The following is a 19,012-nucleotide window of genomic DNA, read 5'->3' as shown; positions in this document are numbered from 1 at the left end:
CACTATATGTTTAACAAACATTTTTAAATCCGATAATTCCTATAAGAATTTTAAATCTTTTGAAAAATATACCAAACATCTTTTTAACTGTCAATTTAGTATTTTTAAACCTTGAGATTACATATTTTATCTGGGCTGGTTGTACTTAGGTGCTTCAATCGAGCATTAGATAAAAAGTCTAAAAAATCTAACCAAAATGTTTATACTGCCCAAAAATCACACTTTACAAATCGGAATAATTAACCTAATATAAACTTCATATTAATCAGGCCGCCTGGTCAACCAGAGGCTCTTCAAACGTATCGATAACGTTTGAAGAGCCTCTTTTGTTTTGCAATCTAAAGTTCACCGCCTACTGGATCACACCAATGGCACCGAAAAAGCTTTTTTATTACTCGTCAAACAGAAATTAGTATCAGGAGGAATAAAACGATGAAAAAATTATGCTTTACTTTCACTTTGGCAATTGGACTTATTATGGCTTTAGGAGGATGCTCTCAAAGCTCTAGTTCAGAAAACCGAGATAGAAAAGTAGTCAAAGTTGCTTTGAGTGATGAAGTAAATCCGCCTTTTCTATTTACGGACGAACAGAATGAACCTATTGGATATGATATGGATTATTTAAAGCAGCTTGAAAAAAAGCTTCCAGAGTACAAATTTGAATACACCCTTGGAGAAGAAGAAACAAATTTGGTAGGTGTCTCGACGGGAAAATATGATTTCGCCATCAACTGGTTCTTTAAAAACCCTGAACGTGAAGAAAAGTTTCTTTATCCTGCACATGAATATGGTTATTCTTTAACAGCTTTAGTCACACAAAAATCACGAAACGATATCAAAACACTTGACGATATGGTAGGTAAAAAGTTTCCACCTGTATCGGCTACGGGTGGATTGCGCGCTATTTTAAATGCTTATAACAAAGAACATGCCACTAAGCCTTTGACATTAGAAAGCATTGATAACCCTTCTACGGCAGAAAACTTAAAGTTAGTGGATAAAGGTAAAGCGGATGCTATTTTTTTAAACGTAACAACATTTAACGAAGTACAAAAACAGCTCAAATTAAATTTAAAAGTAGGAGGCATTGTATCAAAAGAACCAACTTGGTTAGTCTTTAATAAAAATAATCAAAAACTTGCTGATGAAATTGATAAAGCGACAGTCAAATTAAAAAATGACGGGACGCTAGAAAACTTGGCTGAAAAATGGTTTAAAGTAAATTTCTTTAAAGACTTAAAGTATATTAATCAACAAAACTTCAATTTTCAAGATTAAATGAGTATAAGAATTCATCATTAAGGCGGGGTGAGATATGATTAGTACTGATTTTCATGATTGGTTAAAACTATTGTGGCAAGTGGTAGATAAACTTCCTTTAACGCTATTTATGTTAGGCCTTTCTCTACTTTTTTCGTTGCTTTTAGGTTTCGTGATTGCCCTGATACGCATTCAAAAAAAGCCTGTTCTTTCTAAAATGGCTACCATCTATTTATCTTTTATGCGCTGTACACCGCTGCTTGTTCAGCTGTTTCTTGTATACTTTGGCCTTCCTCAGCTGCTGCTCCTTGTGCATATCGACATTAACAGCTGGAGTCGCATCACTTTCTTGGTGATTGCTTTTTCCTTACATACTGCCGCTCCTTTATCGGAAGTTATTCGTTCAGCATATCTCTCGATTGATAACGGCCAGTTCGAAGCAGCGTATAGTATAGGCATGAACTATTTTCAATCCTTAAGAAGAATTATCCTTCCTCAAGCGTTTGTAGCAGCACTACCTAATTTAGGAAATGCTACGATTTCATTATTAAAAGATACTGCACTTGCTTTTAGCATTGGGATTATTGATATAATGGGGCAAGTTCGCCTCATTTTGGGCAACAACTATGGAATAGGAATGTTTGAAATTTATGTTACGATTTCACTTGTTTATTGGAGCATGTGTATCGTAATTGAAATCATAGTCAGTAATTTAGAGAAACATTTTAAAAAAGGCAGGGTCAGCATCTCTAAATAGCCTGCACTAGTAAAGGAGTGAACATGATTGCCTATTATTGATTTGCGATTTGCTTTGGAGCAAACTCCTGAAGTCTTAAAAGGTGTGCCTTTAACACTAACAATATCGATCATTTCAATGGCGTTAGGAAGTATTTTTGGTCTTTTCATTGCGGTATGCAGAATATATAAAATTCCACTGCTAGAGCAAATAGCTATTATATACGTCTCATTTATGAGAGGCACTCCATTGCTCGTACAGCTCTATGTATTTTTCTACGGAATCCCTATTTTTATAGAATTTCTAAACGAGACTCAAGGATGGCACTTAGGTGGGGATACTATTTCACCTTTAATTTATGCTTTAATTGCGTATACATTAAATACCTCTGCTTATCAATCAGAGGTATTCCGTTCTTCTATTCAAACCATTGACCGTGGTCAATTTGAAGCTGCATATTCAATAGGAATGACTACTTTTCAAGCTATTAAAAGAATTATCTTCCCCCAATCTTTAGTAGCTGCTATTCCTAACCTTGGAAACATTTTTATTAGTTTAATTAAAGCCACTTCTCTTGCTTTTGCAGTAAAAGTAGTTGAAATTATGGCGATATCTAAGGTCATCGCCAATGATGGGTACAGATATTTAGAAATGTATCTGGTCGCTTCACTTATTTACTGGATTCTTTGCTTTTTCTTTGAAAGGCTGTTTGTAGTCATTGAAAAAAAGCTTAGTTATTATGAATTAAGAGAAGAAGTGCGTTCAGTTTCTTAGTCCCCCTAGAAAAATCACCATAAACGGATTAAGAAAGCTGCCTTAGTACACGGCAGCTTTCACAATTCCTTAATCCACTGTTTCAAATTTCACTTCATTAAACAAACTAGTAGAATTCCACACATTCAGCCCAGCATAACCTTCTGAAAAGGTAGGGTCCATCGTATCGATCACCGGCTTATCATCGAGATAAACTTGAATGTGTTCTCCTTCAGCCGTCACTTTTAGATGGTAATCCGTATTTGTCTTTAAATCCAGCTTTCCCCCATCATCGTAAATAATGAGATCCTTGCCTATTCCGTCTCTAAACGCAATGAGCTTTATTTGATTATTCAGCACATCTACATTCGCAGCATAAGCATTGTTTGCCTGTTCATCCGAACGGAATACTAGCGCTCCTGCTCCTGTAGAATTTGAAACAGAATCGTCTAACACCTTTATCTTTGCTTCATATGTGAAATTTTTTGCTTCTTTTGATGATAAGGTAAAGGAATCTTCTTTGCTTCGTCCTTGTTTTCCGTTAATCGTATCGGCCCATAGTCCGCTAATATTCTTCCATCCAGATAAGTTTGTATCAACAGGACTTTTATTCCAAATAGATTTTAACGGATACATCTTAAGAGAATTTAATTTTACAGCGCCTCCTTTGCTATAAAGCTTTATTTTATTACTTGAAAGCGTTGGAAAGAGCTGGTCTGTTATTACTTCCGTGCCGTCATTTCCAAATACTTCTACAGACGACTGGTCTACAAACATATGAAGCTTAACCTTTCCGTCTTTTGGAAGCATGGGAGCAGAGTGTTTGCCTTTCACATTTTCACCAAAATCAAAATTTCCAGAGTTTGTTCGGTCAACAAATAATTGCTGCTTGTTTACGTTATAGCTGACTTTTGTATTTTCACTGCCTTCTTTTTGAATTTGAAAACCAAATTCTTGTGCATCTGTATTTGAAACATCGAATTCTGCAATGATTTCATATTTGTTTTCCTGTATGCCTGAAAGAAGATTTTTGTTTTCAGTAACCATCAGATTCTTCAACACCTTTTTTTCTTGCTTATTGCGAATTGAATCAATTGAAACAGGTATTTGTTTTAAACGAAGCCCTTTTGCTGTGTTGGTGAGTTCTATTTTTCTTGGGATTGACATAGAGCTTCTCCAAGTAGTAGTTGGGGTATTGTTGGCATATTGCCAGTTGCTCATCCAGCCTAGCCAATACTTTTCTCCGTTATCTCCTTCAACTCCGCTCCAATCTACAGCGGCATAAAAGTCGGCACCATAATCTGTCCAAAGCACTTCCTCTGGCGGGTTTTCATTTTTAAATGTTTTTCCGTCAAAATCACCAACAAAGTACTGCATACCTGAACCTCCAGCTGCCGCTCCATCATTGATGCTGACTTGCAGCACCCATTTTTTCTTTGTGCTGTCTCCATCAACCGGCAGTTCGAGTAAAGTAGGACACTCCCAAATGCCTCCGTTGCTTCCGTGAGTTGAATTCACCCATTCTCCTGACACTGTGTTCCAATCTGAAAGCTCTCCGCCTTCTCTTTGTTTAGCTTCCTCTGGTTCTTTTGCTACACTGTCTACTTTCTCCGGCATTTTTTCTGTATTAAATACATTTACATCATCTAGATTAATATGCCCCCATCCGCCTACAGCTTGATCAACGGCTTTAATGTACAGTACTTCTCCTATATACTTAGAAGCATCCCATACGTAGCGCTGGTACTTTTCATCTGCAAACTTTGTATTCGCTTGACGAATCAATTCTTTATCGTCGGATGCCCGGACTAAGGCTACATAGCGGTTTGTGGGGTCGTTTCCGCCTCCCATTAACAAATTAATTTCACCTGAACCGCTCAATTTAAAATAAGACGAATGTAATTCTCCAGTGGCATTATCGCCATCTTGCTTATCAGAAAAACCCCATAAATGATACTTTCCTTTTTGTTCAAAAAGACCGCTCCAATTTGCGGTTGCATCCGTTACATGATCGTTTGTGAATGCATTTCCCTTTATCGTTTTCCAGCCGGTGAGATCTCCTGTTTCAAAACTTTTATTTTTAATTTCTTTTTCATCTGTATCAATAAACTTTGTCATGTTAACGTCTTGAAACCGGACTGAAGATTGATTAACATGTAGTCCAAACAATCCTTTTGAAAAAGTTTCATCTTTTGCAGTAAGGGTGAAGTTATCGTCTATATGCAAATCAAGTTCATTTCCCGATGCAGTTACTTTTACTTGATGTGATTTGCTCGTATCAATTTTTTCGTTTGTTTCAGCAAGGACAGTTGAAATGCCATTTTGAAGTTTTACTAGTTTGATTGTATCCTTAGAAGCATCTACGCTAGCTATATATCCGTTTTTGGCTTCCGCGTCTGCTCGGAAAAGTAGCGCACCTGAACCATGGTTTTCATCTAAAAATGTCATATTTGACTCGTAAATGAACTGATCTCCCTGTTCTTCACTCATAATATATCCGTCGCTGTTAGATTTACCGATTTTTCCAGCAGCAGTATCATTCCACGTTCCAGTAATAGATTTCCAGTTAGATAGATTGGTTATGAAATTAGATTGATTCGTAAATTTAACATGACGAAAGACAGCTGTGGAATTCCATGCTGTTAATCCAAACTGACCGTTTTCAAAAGATGCATCACTGCCTTCTAAAACCTGTTTTCCATTTAGCAGTATCTTAAAGTGGTGACTGTTTGCTTCTACTTTCACGTGATACGCTTGTGACGTATCCAGCCTCATTGGCTTTGAAACAACGGTCGTTACGCTTCCTTTCTCTACTTTGTTAAGTGTTAAGAGGTTCTTTTCAGCATCTAAATTGACGGTATATGCGTTTGTTGCATCTTTATTAGAACGAAAAACAAGGCCTCCTGCACCTTCGCGTCCATTCTTTTCTACAAGCATAATTTCTCCCTCTAGAGTAAAAGATTGACCTTTTTGTTCAGACAAAGTATATGAGTAGGCACCGCTTTGACCGTTTGCTTGGATGCCTCCATCAGGTCCAAACTCACTTGCGTATTTCCAATTTTTCAAGTCAGGTGATGTATAAAACATAATTTTATCTTTAGCAGCTAAAGACATCATCCACTGCTTGGTTTGCTCGTGCCAAAACACTTTTGGATCGCGCCAGTCAGGAACTGGGGGATTTGGCATAACAGGATTTCCTTCATATTTGGTCCATGTTCTTCCGCTGTCCGTGCTGTATGCTAGACTTTGCACCTGCCCTTTACTGCCTGAGTGCGTAAAGATAGCTACCATCGCTTCTTTTCCAAATCCTGCGGTATTATTCCAATCGATAACGGCACTTCCTGAAAAGATCTCTCCGTTCTCATCTGGCGAAAGAGCAACCGGAAGGTGTTTCCATTTCACTAAGTCTGTACTAACTGCATGCCCCCAGTGCATAGGTCCCCAGGTGGTACCGTAAGGATAATACTGATAAAAAAGGTGGTACTCCCCGTTATAATAGACCATTCCATTTGGATCGTTCATCCAGTTCGCTTCTGGAGAAAAATGAAATTGATTCCGGTATTTTTCTTGATAATACCCTGTATTATCAGCTAATACAGGGTATACAGAAAACATGCTTATGGAACAAGCGACTCCAATCATCAATAACTTTTTGACGGTTCTTTTCATCTTTCTTTCCTCCTTTATTGGCATTACTGGCTATGCAAAACATGTTCACCAGCGGATGCTAGAAGAATAGATGACTCCTCTTATTTATCAGCCTAAAAAGCCGATCCAATAACCTCCTATACCGATTAAGAAAATACCGAAAATAATAAGCAGCGGATTTGTACCTTTTCGAAGCATCCATGCTACTAATAAAGTTAGCGCTAAAGGAAGCAGTCCCGGTAAAATACTGTCGAGTACGTCTTGCACGGTTTTCACGACAACTTTACCAGAATCATCTTTGATCCTAGAAACAACCACTGGTATATTAATAGTGGTCCATTTCGAAACCAATGCTCCCATTACGAAGAGTCCTAAAATGGATGCACCTTCCGTCAGTTTTTGAATTCGATTGCCTACTAAATCTTTTAAAATTTCTGTTCCTTTTAAATAACCATATTTTAATCCATAATATTTTGTACTTAATCGAATGGCATTAATTAAGATGAAAAACAGCAGTGGCCCGGCAATATTCCCGCCTAACGCAAGAGATGCGCCTAGTGCCGCAAGAACTGGTCGCAGCGTTCCCCAGAAAATAGGGTCTCCTACGCCAGCAAGCGGTCCCATTAATCCAATTTTCATTCCGCTGATGGCTTTTTCATCAAAATCTTTTTTATTTGCCATTTCTTCTTCCATTGCTGCCGTGACGCCGAATATAGGTGCGGAAATCCACGGATGTGTATTGAACCATTCTAAATGTCGCTTTAATGCTGCATTTCGCTGTGCCCCTGGTCCGTATAAACGTTTAATTGCTGGAATCATAACATAACAGTAGCCCATTGCCTGAACACGCTCAAAGTTAAATGAACCGAGTAAAAAATTCGAGCGAATAAACATGCTAAAGATGTCTTTTTTCGTTAATCTTTTTTCATTTTCCATCTCTATCCCTCCCTTAAGTTCGCCGTTTAGGCATCTAAATCATCATCGTCATCATCATATACTTGTTCGCTCCCTGTAGCTGCTGGAACGCCTGCCGGCTGCATTTGATTTCGCTGCTGCATTACTTGCTGATAAAGAAGGGCTAAACAAAGACCTAACGCCCCAAATCCTACCAGGTTAAACCCTGTAAATGCCGCTAATAAGAACCCGATATAGAAAAAAGGTTTTAAATGAGGAATGTTCATCATATTGATAACCATGGCATACCCTACGACCACGATAATGCCTCCCCCAATTTGCAGACCTTTTGTAATAACTTCCGGAATATTTCCGAGGAAAGTTTGCACGGCGCTTACGCTGATTAATGTAACAATTAACGTTGGAATCATAACGCGGAGAGCCTGAAAACCCATAGCAGTAATATGCATAATTTCAATTCCTTTAAAGTTCCCTTCTTCCGCGTACTTATCAGCTCGATGAATTAAAAATACTGTGATGGTACGAACAAAAATGGTGAGTACTTGCCCTGCAGCTGCTAAAGCTATAGCTACCGCAATGCCTTCACCAATCCCCTGACCAGCTGTGATAACCAAAATAGTTGAAATAACAGAAGCAATAGCCGTATCAGGTGCCATCGCCAATCCAACATTCATCCATCCAAGAGCCATTAATTCCAGCGTTCCGCCTAAAATAATGCCCGTTTTTAAATCTCCAAGCACCAAGCCTACTAACGTGCAGGCAATGAGAGGACGATGGGATTGCCCTTCGTCCAATACGCTTGCGATGCCAGTTACCGCTGCAATGACTAATAATAAAATAATTTGTATGGAAGACATAAACTCATCTCCTTATTTGATTTTTGTTTCATTTCTCAGTAGTTGAATAAAATTTTCGCTAGAATCTGAGGGTAATTGGCGCAGCTCAAGCTTTACGCCTAGTTCCTGCAGTTTCTCAAAAGCATCGATATCTTTTTCGGTAACGCTTACAGATTTTGTGATTTGTTTTCGGTCATTAGCAAAACGCATGCCGCCTACGTTTACTGTCTCGATAGGCACTCCAGCTTGAACAAGAGCTACAATATCTGCAGGACTTTCAAACAGCAGCATGGCTGTTGTATCCTGATAACGAGGGCTGTGAAATGCTTTTGTCATTTTAGAAATTGAGACAGCACTTGCTTTTACATTCGAAGGAGCCACAGAAAGAATAAGCGTTTTTCGCATTTCATCCGCTGCCACCTCATCTGAAACAATGATAATTCGATCTGCTGCATTTGTTTTGATCCATCTTGTTAATACCTGCCCGTGAATAAAGCGGTCATCAATTCTTGCTAAAACGATTTTCATAATAATCCATCCTCTCCGATTTGGTTTGCTTGCTGGACTTTCTCCAAATGTTCACTGCACACTTGAAAACTTTCTTCATTCACTTGCTTTAATCTCCCTAGCATCTCTTTTAATGTAACGTGTTCCCTCATGGCTAACACTTCTAATAACATAGGCAAGTTAACTCCGGATACCATATCCGCTGTTTTGTTTTTAAGGATATAGGGAGTAGCCGCATTGTAAGGTGTACCTCCAAAAATATCGACTAGAAAAAGCACTTCATTTTCTAAGGGCATTTCCTCTAATGCTTGCTTATATTTTGCTTCAAGCGTTTGGATACCCTCTCCTTTTAGAAAAGGTACGGCTACTACGTGATTCTCTTCACCAAATATCATTTTGGAAGACCCTTCTAATGCTGGTGCGAAATCACCATGCCCACTAATAATGACTGAAATCATGTACACTTGCTCCTCTCTTTTACGTTCTACACTTATTTATTGCAAGTATCGTGCCAACAAAGAGTATTAAGCGCTTTCATTTATTTTTCAATACCTTTTTCTTTGTTGTTGATACAGGTTTCTTAAAATAAATAAACCTGTATCAAAACGTCATGCGTTTTAATACAGGTTTTTCTGTTATTTAAAAAATGGGATAAAAAAAGAAACTAGCGGCATATAAATTAAACTAGTTTCTTGGGATTATCATATGATTTTTACATTTCATCCGCAAAAATGGTGGCAATAAATAATTTTTCATCTCTTGTTAAGGTAAGTTTAAGCTTTTTTTCGACGGCTTGTAATGTTTTTTCCGTTTTTTGATAAATATTTTCTAACTGAGGAGTGATTTCTTCATCCTCCGGAAAAGCAAGAGGTTCGTTTTTTATCATTCTTTCTAAAGCAAAGGCTGTATGCATCACAATTCGAATCATAACGGTGTTGCTTAATTTCATTTCTAACTCATCTTGTACGTGATTTAACCACTCTAACAGAATTTCACTTATGAGATACGGATTAATAAATAGAAGGTACTTTCGTAAGTTTTCTTCGCAAAGTTCACGCACTACAATATTCCCTTCCGTCTTCTCCTCATCATAGCGTATCGTTTCTTTTGTAATTGCCTGTTGAAGTATTCGCTCTCCCTGCCCTTCAATAAGGACTTCTAGTGATACATGAGGCGCATCAATCTTAGGGTTTTTGGTACCTGCTGTTGCGACAATTTCATATTCTTTTTGAATTTCTCGAATGTTTGCTGCTAATTTAATAGAAGAAACGGTTAGAATTTTAATAGGCTCTTGAGATACTTTCCGTGAAATAATCGTTAAGATTTTTTCTAATTGTTTTGCTGTACCGCTTCCTGTTGTACAAATAGAAACAAGGGCTTTCTTTTTCCCAAACACATGCTGCTGCTTATCTATAAATTCCATAAAGTCTTTTTGCACCGAATCAAATATGGCATATAAATTTAAGTCTAAATAATTTACTTTTCTAACGGTGTCTAACACCATAGACGTCGTCACGTTGCTGATTGTTTTAATCTTAGTCCCTGTTTTTTGTTCCAACTTGCTTTCTAACATGGCGAGCGAGCCCATGTCTACAAGCATTAATACGCCTTCTCCTTCATCTACTTTCTTAATTCCCTGGATTAATCTATCTACAATTTCGACTGGAGATACCGTCAAAGGCACATCAATAGCTATAATAGGAGTGCTTCCTAAAAGCTCCGTAGCCACTTCTACCATAGAAGTTGCCGTGCTGTTTCCATGTGCAGCAACCACAATCCCCACTCGCTTATTTTCTTCTAACGTTCGAATGGATTGAATAACCATTGTGAGATAAATGACTTCTATTTCTGGCACGATAATGTTAAACCACTTTTCAATTCGATTTTTAAAAAGCAGGGCTACCGCATATTCTTTTGGATACGTTTCGCGAATTTCATCTATCTCCTTTGTATTTAATACGTCTACTTGTTTTTTTCGCTTTAAAAAGGATTCCATATGCATACTCAAAAAATGAATAAATCTGCGATCAAATTTACAGTTCAATTCTTTTTCTGCTAAATGTTTTAATTCTTTTGTAAGCTGAATTACGTCGTCTTCTACGAATTTCATTAAATTAGAACTCTGGCCATTTTTTTGATTAAAAAAGCTCCGAACATTCAAATGAATGTCAGTAAGAATATATTGATTGATGTCTTCTTGAGATAAACCTTCTTTTGTTAAAACATCTACTTTTTCTTCTATTAACTGATATAAATTAAATGATACGTCTTCCTCTATTTTTATTTCTTGGCTCTCCATAGCCGGAGAAATGATCGTTTTGAGATTTACATATTCAGAAATTTTTCTGCTGCGCTCCATATTTTCACTATTTGAAATCCAATCTCGTTTAATATCATCAGGCAAATCTCTCACTGTAAGTTCCACCATATGTTTACTATCAAGGTTATTTAAAAATCCGTGTGCGCACACGAGCTGTACATTGGACTTTAACTGCCCTACATTCCCGAATTTTTCAGTGTGGATTAAAGCATTTAATACATCAATGTGGACACTTAGCTTTTTATTAATTCGTTTAGCTTCTTGTTCTAAAAGAAACGTTGTGAGACGAATCTTTTCTTTGAGAGATCGCTCTTCTAATGACGGAATATGGATAGTCATCGGAATTCTTCTTAAGAAAGTTTGCAGTAAGGCTGAACCGGGATTTTCAGTTGTAGCACAAATAATTAATACTTTAGACGTTCGCTTATGATCTGTTTCCCCCAGGCGATTGTACGTACCTTGATCAATGAGGTAAAAAAGCATTTCTTGACCTTCAGGAGGAAGCCGGTGTATTTCATCCATAAAGAGAATGCCTTCATTTGCTTGTTCTACTAAACCTACTTTACTTTCAGTTGCTCCAGTGAAACTCCCTTGCTTATGACCAAATAACTGAGAAAGAAGTAATTGAGGATTATGGTAATAATCAGCGCAGTTAAAGGTAATGAACGGGGCCCCTGTTTTTAACCTCTCTGAATATATAGCAAATTGATAGATTCGTTTTGCAAAAAGAGATTTGCCTGATCCCGTGGGACCTAATAGCAGCATATGTAACCCATTGGGCGGGTAAAGAACAGCAGCTTTTGCTTGAGAAATCGATTTTTTCAAACTGCCTGTGGCTCCAATCATTAATTCAAAAGGATTAGCAGAAAGTGCTTCTTCTTTTCCCCCATTAGATAGCTGCTCTAGTTTTTCCACTTCCATCTTATTCGTATCCCACTTTTGACGAAAAATAGTTTCGACAATCTCTAGCGGAGCGTAGCGAACGGGGAACATTTTAATTTTAATTACTTTTTGCATGCGGACAAGTTTGTTCAGTTCAAGACTTACATTAGATCTCTCTAAATCTAACTGTTCAGCAATTTCAATCGCTGAGCTTCCTTGGTTATGTAAAAGTTCCACTTCTGTAAACTCCTGAAAATTACTCAACAGCTGATTGTATACCTTATCAATTCGTTTCATTAGAAGCACCTTCTTTATTTTCAGTTCACGATCGGAAGTTTCTCTTTCAAAGAAATGAGACATTCCCTACTACTACAAGTTATTTCACCTATAAGTACCATCATGTCATACTAATCTATGAAAGCGTTTCAAGCCATTATATGTAAATATATTAAGTTAGTCAACCTTGCATGTCAACCGGTTTCATTCTTAAAGTTATAGTCTGTCTGAATGTTTCATTTTCTTTGAATAACTGTGAATCTGTATATACTACTTTTTCATTTTACTTAGCACTGCAGTTACAGCATATTTTTGCTTACATAATAAAACGAAAGAAAACAGCAATAGTTGTCGCCATTTTCTTTCGTTTTTAAAAATTATTTATCTGCAGTTAATTGTCCTTGTTGTAAAATACTATTTTTCACAACAGCTGTTTTTGATCCTTTAATACTTAACAAGAAGCTAGGAGCAAACGTAGAGTGTTCCTCTGAATAGAAGCCTCTGTTTGTCATGTAACTTGTAATCACGACATTGTCTCCTTTAACTTGCGGAACTGCAAAATGTGAATACGTGAACGTTTTGTCATTAGGATCGAGGTTCATATGTAAAACAAGTCCTGTATCATTTAGCGGTTTGTATTTTCCTGTCAGCGTATTTGATACGTATCCTAGCATATATACGTCATCTTGGCCGATACCATCAATGGTCATTTTAGACCCGCGAGAATCTGTGAATAAGTACCATTTTCCATCTTTTTTGAATACATTTGCGCGTTCAATTTCATCTGTTACCGTGTTTGAGGTAATCAGTGGATCCATTACTTTTTTTAAGGTATAGTCGTTATTTAGTTCTACAATGCCTAATGCGCCGTTTGCTAAAGAGGCTTTCTTTTTATTAGAACTCTGCAGTAATTTCTCTTTTTCTGATTGGAAAAATGGATTGTTTCCACCGTAGTAAGCTCGATTGTAAAGAGAATCCTCCCCTTGATAACCATCTTCAGTTCCTGTGTTTGCTTCAAACACAAGGTATTTATGCCCTTTATCTTCTACATAGTGAGGATCTCTCAACGTATGATTATCTTCTGAACCATATGCGCCTTCGTCGATAAACTGCTGAATATTTTGATATTTTTTACCATCACCATCAAAAATGGATTTATGATCTTCAACACCTTCAATTTTTAACGTATCTGCACTTGGCTGAGATACATTTACTTGAGCTGTTGTTAAAGTTTGTTTTCCATAGTTTGCACCTGAAAAATTAGTATAGAATAAGCGTACTTTTCCGTCTGATGTTAAAGTAGCAGATCCTGACCATTCTTGTGTTTGTTTTTTCAAATGAGGGTCATTCGGTACAAATTTATCACTGTCTTTGAACACTCTTCCTGCATTTTTCCAACTGTCAATCGACTCTTCACCTATTTTTTTATAAAACACATAAATAGATGTATCATCCGCATCTTTAGGATTGCCTGCTAGCGCAAATACAACTTGGTAACCATGGTAGTTGGCTACTGTTCCGTCAGCATTTTGCAGAGGCCAGCTGTCCCATACGTCTAAGTCAATTAAATTACCCGATTTATCATACCCTTTTGCAGAGGCAATATTTTTGATTGTTGCTTTATCAAAAGCTGGAACTTTAAACTGTTCGCTTTTTTGCTGCTGAGGAATTTTCAGCATGTTATCACGTGTAATATGAGAAACTCTATAATTATTATTTGTATCTTTATGATTGCTTTCAGCTGCCCATGTTTGAGATCCAGCACCTACTAACATAGCTGCAGCAAAAGATAATGCTGTTGTTCGCTTTGCGATTTTCTTAATGTTCATCTGTTTTCTCCCTTTTGTATCATACTTTTTCTTGTGTTACTCACAAGTGATCCATTTTCTATGTATCGAGAAGTCATATCCATCTGGTGAAATAACAGAACCGGTTCCATTACCTTTCCAAGATTACTTGCATAATATTGAAAAGTCAAATAGGTAAAATGGAGTGATCATACCCTTTTTTATCCCTTTGTTTTTTTAATTTAGTTATAAAGTCTTAAATCTTTAACTTTTTAATTAAATCGGCAAATTCATCATCATATTTAACCTACTATTCTTTTATAAGCTTTTCTACAGCTGTTAAAGTACCCAAACTTCAAGAAAATATCGTTAATGTATTTTTTGTGAAATAGTGGAATAATTTATTATATAATAGTTTCTACTGGTAATAATAAGAGACAAAAGAATTAGGTAATCTCTTTTTATTTTGATTCTTTTATACTGTTAAATTTTATGAAGCTCTTCCCAAGGAATCGCTATCATTTCAATTAATCAATCATACATTTTTCAGGAAATCAAAAAAGAGCTCTTTATAAAGAGCTCTTTTTGATTTCATTTATGCTGTCTTTAAATAGCTGTTCTTATCTAAATAAATCAAGTGCCGCAGTACGTTTGATAAGGCTGATTAGACGGAGCAGACGGTGTACAATACTCTGACTGATCCGGCGATTCATATGGGCTAGAAAGCACTTCTAGAAGATCTTCCATAACGCTGTAGTCTCCTTTTTGTGCTGCATCTAGCGCTGCTTCTACTCGGTGATTTCGAGGAATGACAGCGGGATTGTTATGTTTCATAAGCTCTTCCGACTCTGCTTTAGATTGTTTTTGTCTGCCTAGTCTTTTCTGCCATAACTCCTGCCACTGTGCAAATTCTTCGCTTTCAAACAGGTCACTCTTTCCTAGCTTATTGAAAGTTAATGCACGAAATGTATTTGTATAGTCAGCTTTATAGTTTTTCATCATGGTAAGAAGCTCTTGGAATAATGCTTCATCTTCTTTTTCTTCGTTAAAAAGCCCAAGTTTAGCCTGCATACCCGCCAGCCAGTTTTCTCGATAGAATTTTGGAAATTCCGTCACGGCGTTTTGTGCTATTTCAACTGCTTTTTCTATATCTTGATCCAACAGAGGTAATAAAGCTTCAGCAAACCTCGCAAGATTCCACCCTGTAATGCCTGGTTGATTTTGATATGCATAGCGCCCTTGTACATCAATTGAACTAAATACAGTTTCTGGATCATAGGTATCCATAAATGCACATGGCCCATAATCAATTGTTTCTCCGCTAATTGTCATATTATCCGTATTCATGACGCCATGAATAAAACCAATAAGCTGCCATTTAGCAACTAGGGTAGCGTGACGCTTAATCACTTCTTGAAGCAATGATAAATATTTTTTTTCATTCTTTTCTATGTGGGAAAAGTGACGTTCTAATGCATAGTCAGCTAAAGCTTGAAGGTTTTCGACTGTTCCCCATTTTGCAGCAAATTGAAATGTGCCAAAACGAAGGTGACTGGAAGCTACACGCGTCAAAATCGCCCCCGGCAGTTCTTTTTCGCGAACAATGGATTCGCCTGTTGTTACGACTGCCAGGCTCCGAGTAGTCGGAACACCAAGGGCCTGCATCGCCTCACTAATCATATACTCACGCAGCATAGGTCCCAGAGCTGCACGACCGTCTCCACCCCGGGAATACGGAGTTCGGCCTGAGCCTTTAAGCTGAAGATCCACTCGTTCACCCGAAGGCGTAACTTGCTCCCCTATCAGCATAGCCCGTCCGTCTCCTAGCATGTTAAAGTGGCCAAATTGATGTCCTGCATAAGCCTGTGCAAGTGGGAAAGCACCTTTTGGAACACTGTTTCCAGCCAAAATGCTAACTCCTTCTTGGCTTTGCAGCTGTTCTTTTTGTAACCCTAGAGATGCGGCTAAAGAGTCGTTAAATTTGACTATTTTAGGTGAACTCACTGGATTAGGATCAAGAGGCGTAAAAAAAATGTTTGGTAACTCCGCATAGCTATTACGTAAATTCCATCCTGTTTCTTTTTGATTAGTCATCGTATCTCCTTTTCTTCTTGTGTCTTAAAACATAACTCTTTTCTTTACTGATCGTGGTTTTATAAGTGCAGCAGCCCTGCTCTATCCTGCTTTCTTTTGGGCATCTTAGAGCAGGACAGTTTCTCTTTCATTCATTATCTCTTTTACTATTATATCGTATTTGCTCGTACTTTTAATCTAAAGTGCCTTATCCATTTATATACCGCCACTTTGTTGACGAGCTATTAAATGCTCAAAAAAGAAGAAGTATTAATATACTTCTTCCTCTGTATTTTACCCCCAAATATCTTTTAAATTCCAATACGTTAACTCTTTTACGATTACGTCTCCTCCTTCAGTAAATAACTCAATTCCAAGCCTGCTTTCTTTTGGATAAATGCGGCTTGTCATGGTAGCTTGTCCTTCGTTTGCAAATACTTCGATGGAAGAACGATCCACAAATATTCGTAAAGCTAGTGTCTCACCTGCTTGCAACGCTACTTTCCTCACTCCATCTTCTTTTCCCGAGTGAGTACAGTCAAGCACTAGCTTTTGCTCATTAAGGTTATAACACATAAGCGTTTCTTCATTGTTTATTCCACAAATTTTTATTCCTACTGATGAAGCTTGGCAGTCCGCTAAATCAAATACAGCTTGTATCTCTAGCAAATCTTCATTCACTTCTACTACATAGCTTTCAGAAAGAGCTTTATTGGTTAGCATATTATATTGAGTTTTCCGAAGTGATGTCAGCTCTTGGACGGGGTTCATTAACACTTTATCCTCTCTTAAAGTTAGTTCTCTCGGAAGCGTTAGCGCACCACACCATCCATCCTCTTTCGTTGGCATATTAGCTTCCCACATGTCCATCCACCCGATTGCAATTCGTCTTCCTTTATCATCTAAAAGCGTTTGAACAGCATAAAAATCGTGGCCGTGATCTAATTCAGTAAATGACCCATGATGAAAGGTATTGGTTTCATAACTATATTCTCCAACTAAATATCCCGTTTGGAAAAGGTTGTGATAGGAATCACCTTTTGCTTCTATCCCTTGAGGAGAAATCATTAACACATGCTTTCCGTCTAACTCAAAGAAGTCCGGACACTCCCACATATATCCTAGATCTCCATCGCTTTTAGCAAGGACGCCAACATATTCCCATTTTCGTAAATTTGAAGACCGGTATAAAATAACGCGTCCCTCTTGTTTCTTTGTTGAGTTTCCTAGAATCATATACCAGAAATCCTCGTGCTTCCATACTTTAGGGTCTCGAAAATGATGAGAACTATCTGCTGGCGGCTCCGCAATAACTGGGTTGACCTCTGCTTTTTCAAAGGTAATGCCGTCTTTACTAACAGCTATATTTTGGTTTTGAAAAAAAGTATCCAGCTCTTTGTCTATATAATTATGTCCTGTATAAATTAGCGTAAGCTCTCCTTCGTTATCCACGGCACTTCCAGAAAAACATCCATCTTTATCAAATGTATCTCCAGGAGCTAAAGCAATCGGTAAATGCTGCCAATGAACAAGATCTTTGCTTTTGACATGTCCCCAATGCATCGGTCCCCAATTCTCGTCATAAGGATGATGTTGATAAAAAACATGATATTCTCCTTTATACTGAACCAACCCATTCGGATCATTAATCCAGTTCGCTGGCGCCATAATATGATACCCTAACTGATATTGATGATTTACCTTTTTCTCTGCTTCATTTAATGAACGTTGAGCTTGCTCGATTTTATTTATCGTTAACATCATCATATCCCCCTATATAATCTGCGTGTTTTCTTGTACATCTTTTCTTGTAAACTTATGTTTTTTAGAGTTTAGTAGTGTAAACATGGAAATAACGTTAAATACCAAAACCATACCTCCCATAATTAAATAGGTACGGGAAAAGCCTACGCTATCATATAATCCTCCCGCTATGGGTGAAAGAACTGAAGCACCTATTTGTGAAGCGAATTGGAATCCAACCAAATAAAGGATAGAAGATAGGCGCGTGTCAAAGTTAGCTGCCAAATATTTAAAGATGGCAATGAGCATAATAGGAAGTTCTAATGCATGAATAAGCTTCATCGAAGATATTCCAATTGGACCAACCACAAGTCCTGACCCAATAATACGAAATCCCATTAGAAATCCTGCTAAAATCAAACTATTTTTTGCACCGATCTTATTTACAATAAACGGTGCTGCGAACATCATTCCGGCTTCTAAAAATACTTGAAACGAATTTAAGTAGCCAAATACTTGATTACCTATCGATTCAGTAGGAAACAAAGATGCGTAATAGATAGGAAATTGCTGATCGTATACCCCATACACGCACGTAACGCCAACAACATAAATCATAAAAAACCAAAATTCCTTCAATAAGAATAAATTACCTACATCTCTCAGCGTGACAGATTCAGCTTTTTCCATTTCATAGCTGCTCATTTCTACCTTCACAGAAAAAATAATAGCCACTAGGATAACCGCTGAAACGGATGCCACCCAAAAATTAATATGAGGATTAATGTTAAATAGTTGTCCTGCAAAGAATGTAGCTGCAGCCCATCCTAATGACCCCCACATTCTAGATTTCCCGTACTCAAATTTATATTTTCGGCTGACTTTCTCTATGTATGTTTCAATCGCTCCGATGCCCGCCAAAAACGCTACTCCTAAATATAAGCCTCCAATAATAGCTCCTATCAACACATTGTATTGAAGTAAGGGCCCATAAACAAAAATATAAAATGGTCCTACAAACACTAAAAGACAGCTAATAAAAAATAAAATGTGTTTCTTTAAACCTATCCTGTCAGATATATATCCGTACAAAGGCTGCATACACAATGCAAAGATAGCGTTTACAGAAAAGATTAAGCCTGTAGCTGATCCGTTCAACTTAATCTCTTGCCCTAACCAGATAGAAAATAAAGAGTAGCTCGACGACCACGTAAAAAAGAAGAAGAAAAAATATGCACTCAGCTTCCAATATAAACTTTTTGAACTTTTCATTTTA

General features: G+C 37.4%; 13 protein-coding genes. 3 read left to right on the top strand and 10 right to left on the bottom strand.

The window, feature by feature from the left end; translation table 11 throughout:
• Positions 1-432: 432 nt before the first annotated feature.
• From ACMX9J_RS22280 to ACMX9J_RS22270, 3 genes are read left to right on the top strand one after another with little or no spacing between them, the layout of a single operon-like run.
• Positions 433-1,278 (top strand): transporter substrate-binding domain-containing protein, encoded by an 846-nt coding sequence (locus ACMX9J_RS22280; protein ID WP_367032749.1) that lies wholly within the window; start codon positions 433-435, stop codon positions 1,276-1,278.
• 37 nt (positions 1,279-1,315) lie between these two features.
• Positions 1,316-2,017, top strand: coding sequence for an amino acid ABC transporter permease (locus ACMX9J_RS22275; protein ID WP_108674540.1), 702 nt, complete (start codon positions 1,316-1,318; stop codon positions 2,015-2,017).
• Between the two features lie 27 nt (positions 2,018-2,044).
• Positions 2,045-2,770, top strand: a complete 726-nt coding sequence (locus tag ACMX9J_RS22270) for an amino acid ABC transporter permease (RefSeq protein WP_367032750.1) — start codon at positions 2,045-2,047, stop codon at positions 2,768-2,770.
• Positions 2,771-2,839: 69 nt separating this feature from the next.
• On the opposite strand, the gene ACMX9J_RS22265 is transcribed toward ACMX9J_RS22270, so the two are convergent.
• The 10 genes from ACMX9J_RS22265 to ACMX9J_RS22220 all read right to left on the bottom strand — a co-directional run bounded on the left by ACMX9J_RS22265 (position 2,840) and on the right by ACMX9J_RS22220 (position 19,008).
• On the bottom strand, positions 2,840-6,418 hold the full coding sequence (locus ACMX9J_RS22265) for a GH32 C-terminal domain-containing protein (protein WP_416226181.1): 3,579 nt from the start codon (positions 6,416-6,418) through the stop codon (positions 2,840-2,842).
• A gap of 87 nt (positions 6,419-6,505) precedes the next feature.
• Positions 6,506-7,333, bottom strand: coding sequence for a mannose/fructose/sorbose PTS transporter subunit IID (locus ACMX9J_RS22260; RefSeq protein ID WP_013056298.1), 828 nt, complete (start codon positions 7,331-7,333; stop codon positions 6,506-6,508).
• A 26-nt stretch (positions 7,334-7,359) separates the two neighbouring features.
• Positions 7,360-8,169 carry a PTS mannose/fructose/sorbose transporter subunit IIC gene (locus tag ACMX9J_RS22255; protein WP_028408130.1) on the bottom strand — a complete coding sequence of 270 codons (810 nt, stop codon included), beginning with the start codon at positions 8,167-8,169 and terminating at the stop codon, positions 7,360-7,362.
• Positions 8,170-8,181: 12 nt separating this feature from the next.
• Complete coding sequence (locus tag ACMX9J_RS22250; protein ID WP_028413929.1) at positions 8,182-8,676, bottom strand: PTS system mannose/fructose/N-acetylgalactosamine-transporter subunit IIB; 495 nt, start codon at positions 8,674-8,676, stop codon at positions 8,182-8,184.
• Positions 8,673-9,113, bottom strand: a complete 441-nt coding sequence (locus ACMX9J_RS22245; RefSeq protein ID WP_028413930.1) for a mannose/fructose/sorbose PTS transporter subunit IIA — start codon at positions 9,111-9,113, stop codon at positions 8,673-8,675. Before ACMX9J_RS22245 ends, ACMX9J_RS22250 begins: the two co-directional genes overlap by 4 nt.
• A gap of 254 nt (positions 9,114-9,367) precedes the next feature.
• On the bottom strand, positions 9,368-12,154 hold the full coding sequence (locus ACMX9J_RS22240) for a sigma 54-interacting transcriptional regulator (RefSeq protein WP_416226180.1): 2,787 nt from the start codon (positions 12,152-12,154) through the stop codon (positions 9,368-9,370).
• Between the two features lie 356 nt (positions 12,155-12,510).
• Complete coding sequence (locus ACMX9J_RS22235; protein WP_028413932.1) at positions 12,511-13,962, bottom strand: glycoside hydrolase family 68 protein; 1,452 nt, start codon at positions 13,960-13,962, stop codon at positions 12,511-12,513.
• A 591-nt stretch (positions 13,963-14,553) separates the two neighbouring features.
• Positions 14,554-16,014: a protein adenylyltransferase SelO gene (locus ACMX9J_RS22230; protein ID WP_416226179.1), complete on the bottom strand. Its 1,461-nt coding sequence runs from the start codon at positions 16,012-16,014 to the stop codon at positions 14,554-14,556.
• Positions 16,015-16,287: 273 nt separating this feature from the next.
• Complete coding sequence (locus ACMX9J_RS22225) at positions 16,288-17,745, bottom strand: glycoside hydrolase family 32 protein (RefSeq protein WP_416226191.1); 1,458 nt, start codon at positions 17,743-17,745, stop codon at positions 16,288-16,290.
• Between the two features lie 21 nt (positions 17,746-17,766).
• Positions 17,767-19,008: an MFS transporter gene (locus tag ACMX9J_RS22220; protein ID WP_033578514.1), complete on the bottom strand. Its 1,242-nt coding sequence runs from the start codon at positions 19,006-19,008 to the stop codon at positions 17,767-17,769.
• Positions 19,009-19,012: the final 4 nt, after the last annotated feature.

Origin of the sequence: Priestia sp. RMT2NF4 (assembly GCF_047872835.1) — a bacterium.
Lineage (GTDB): Bacteria > Bacillota > Bacilli > Bacillales > Bacillaceae_H > Priestia > Priestia zanthoxyli.
This window is presented reverse-complemented; position numbering and strand designations above follow the sequence as displayed.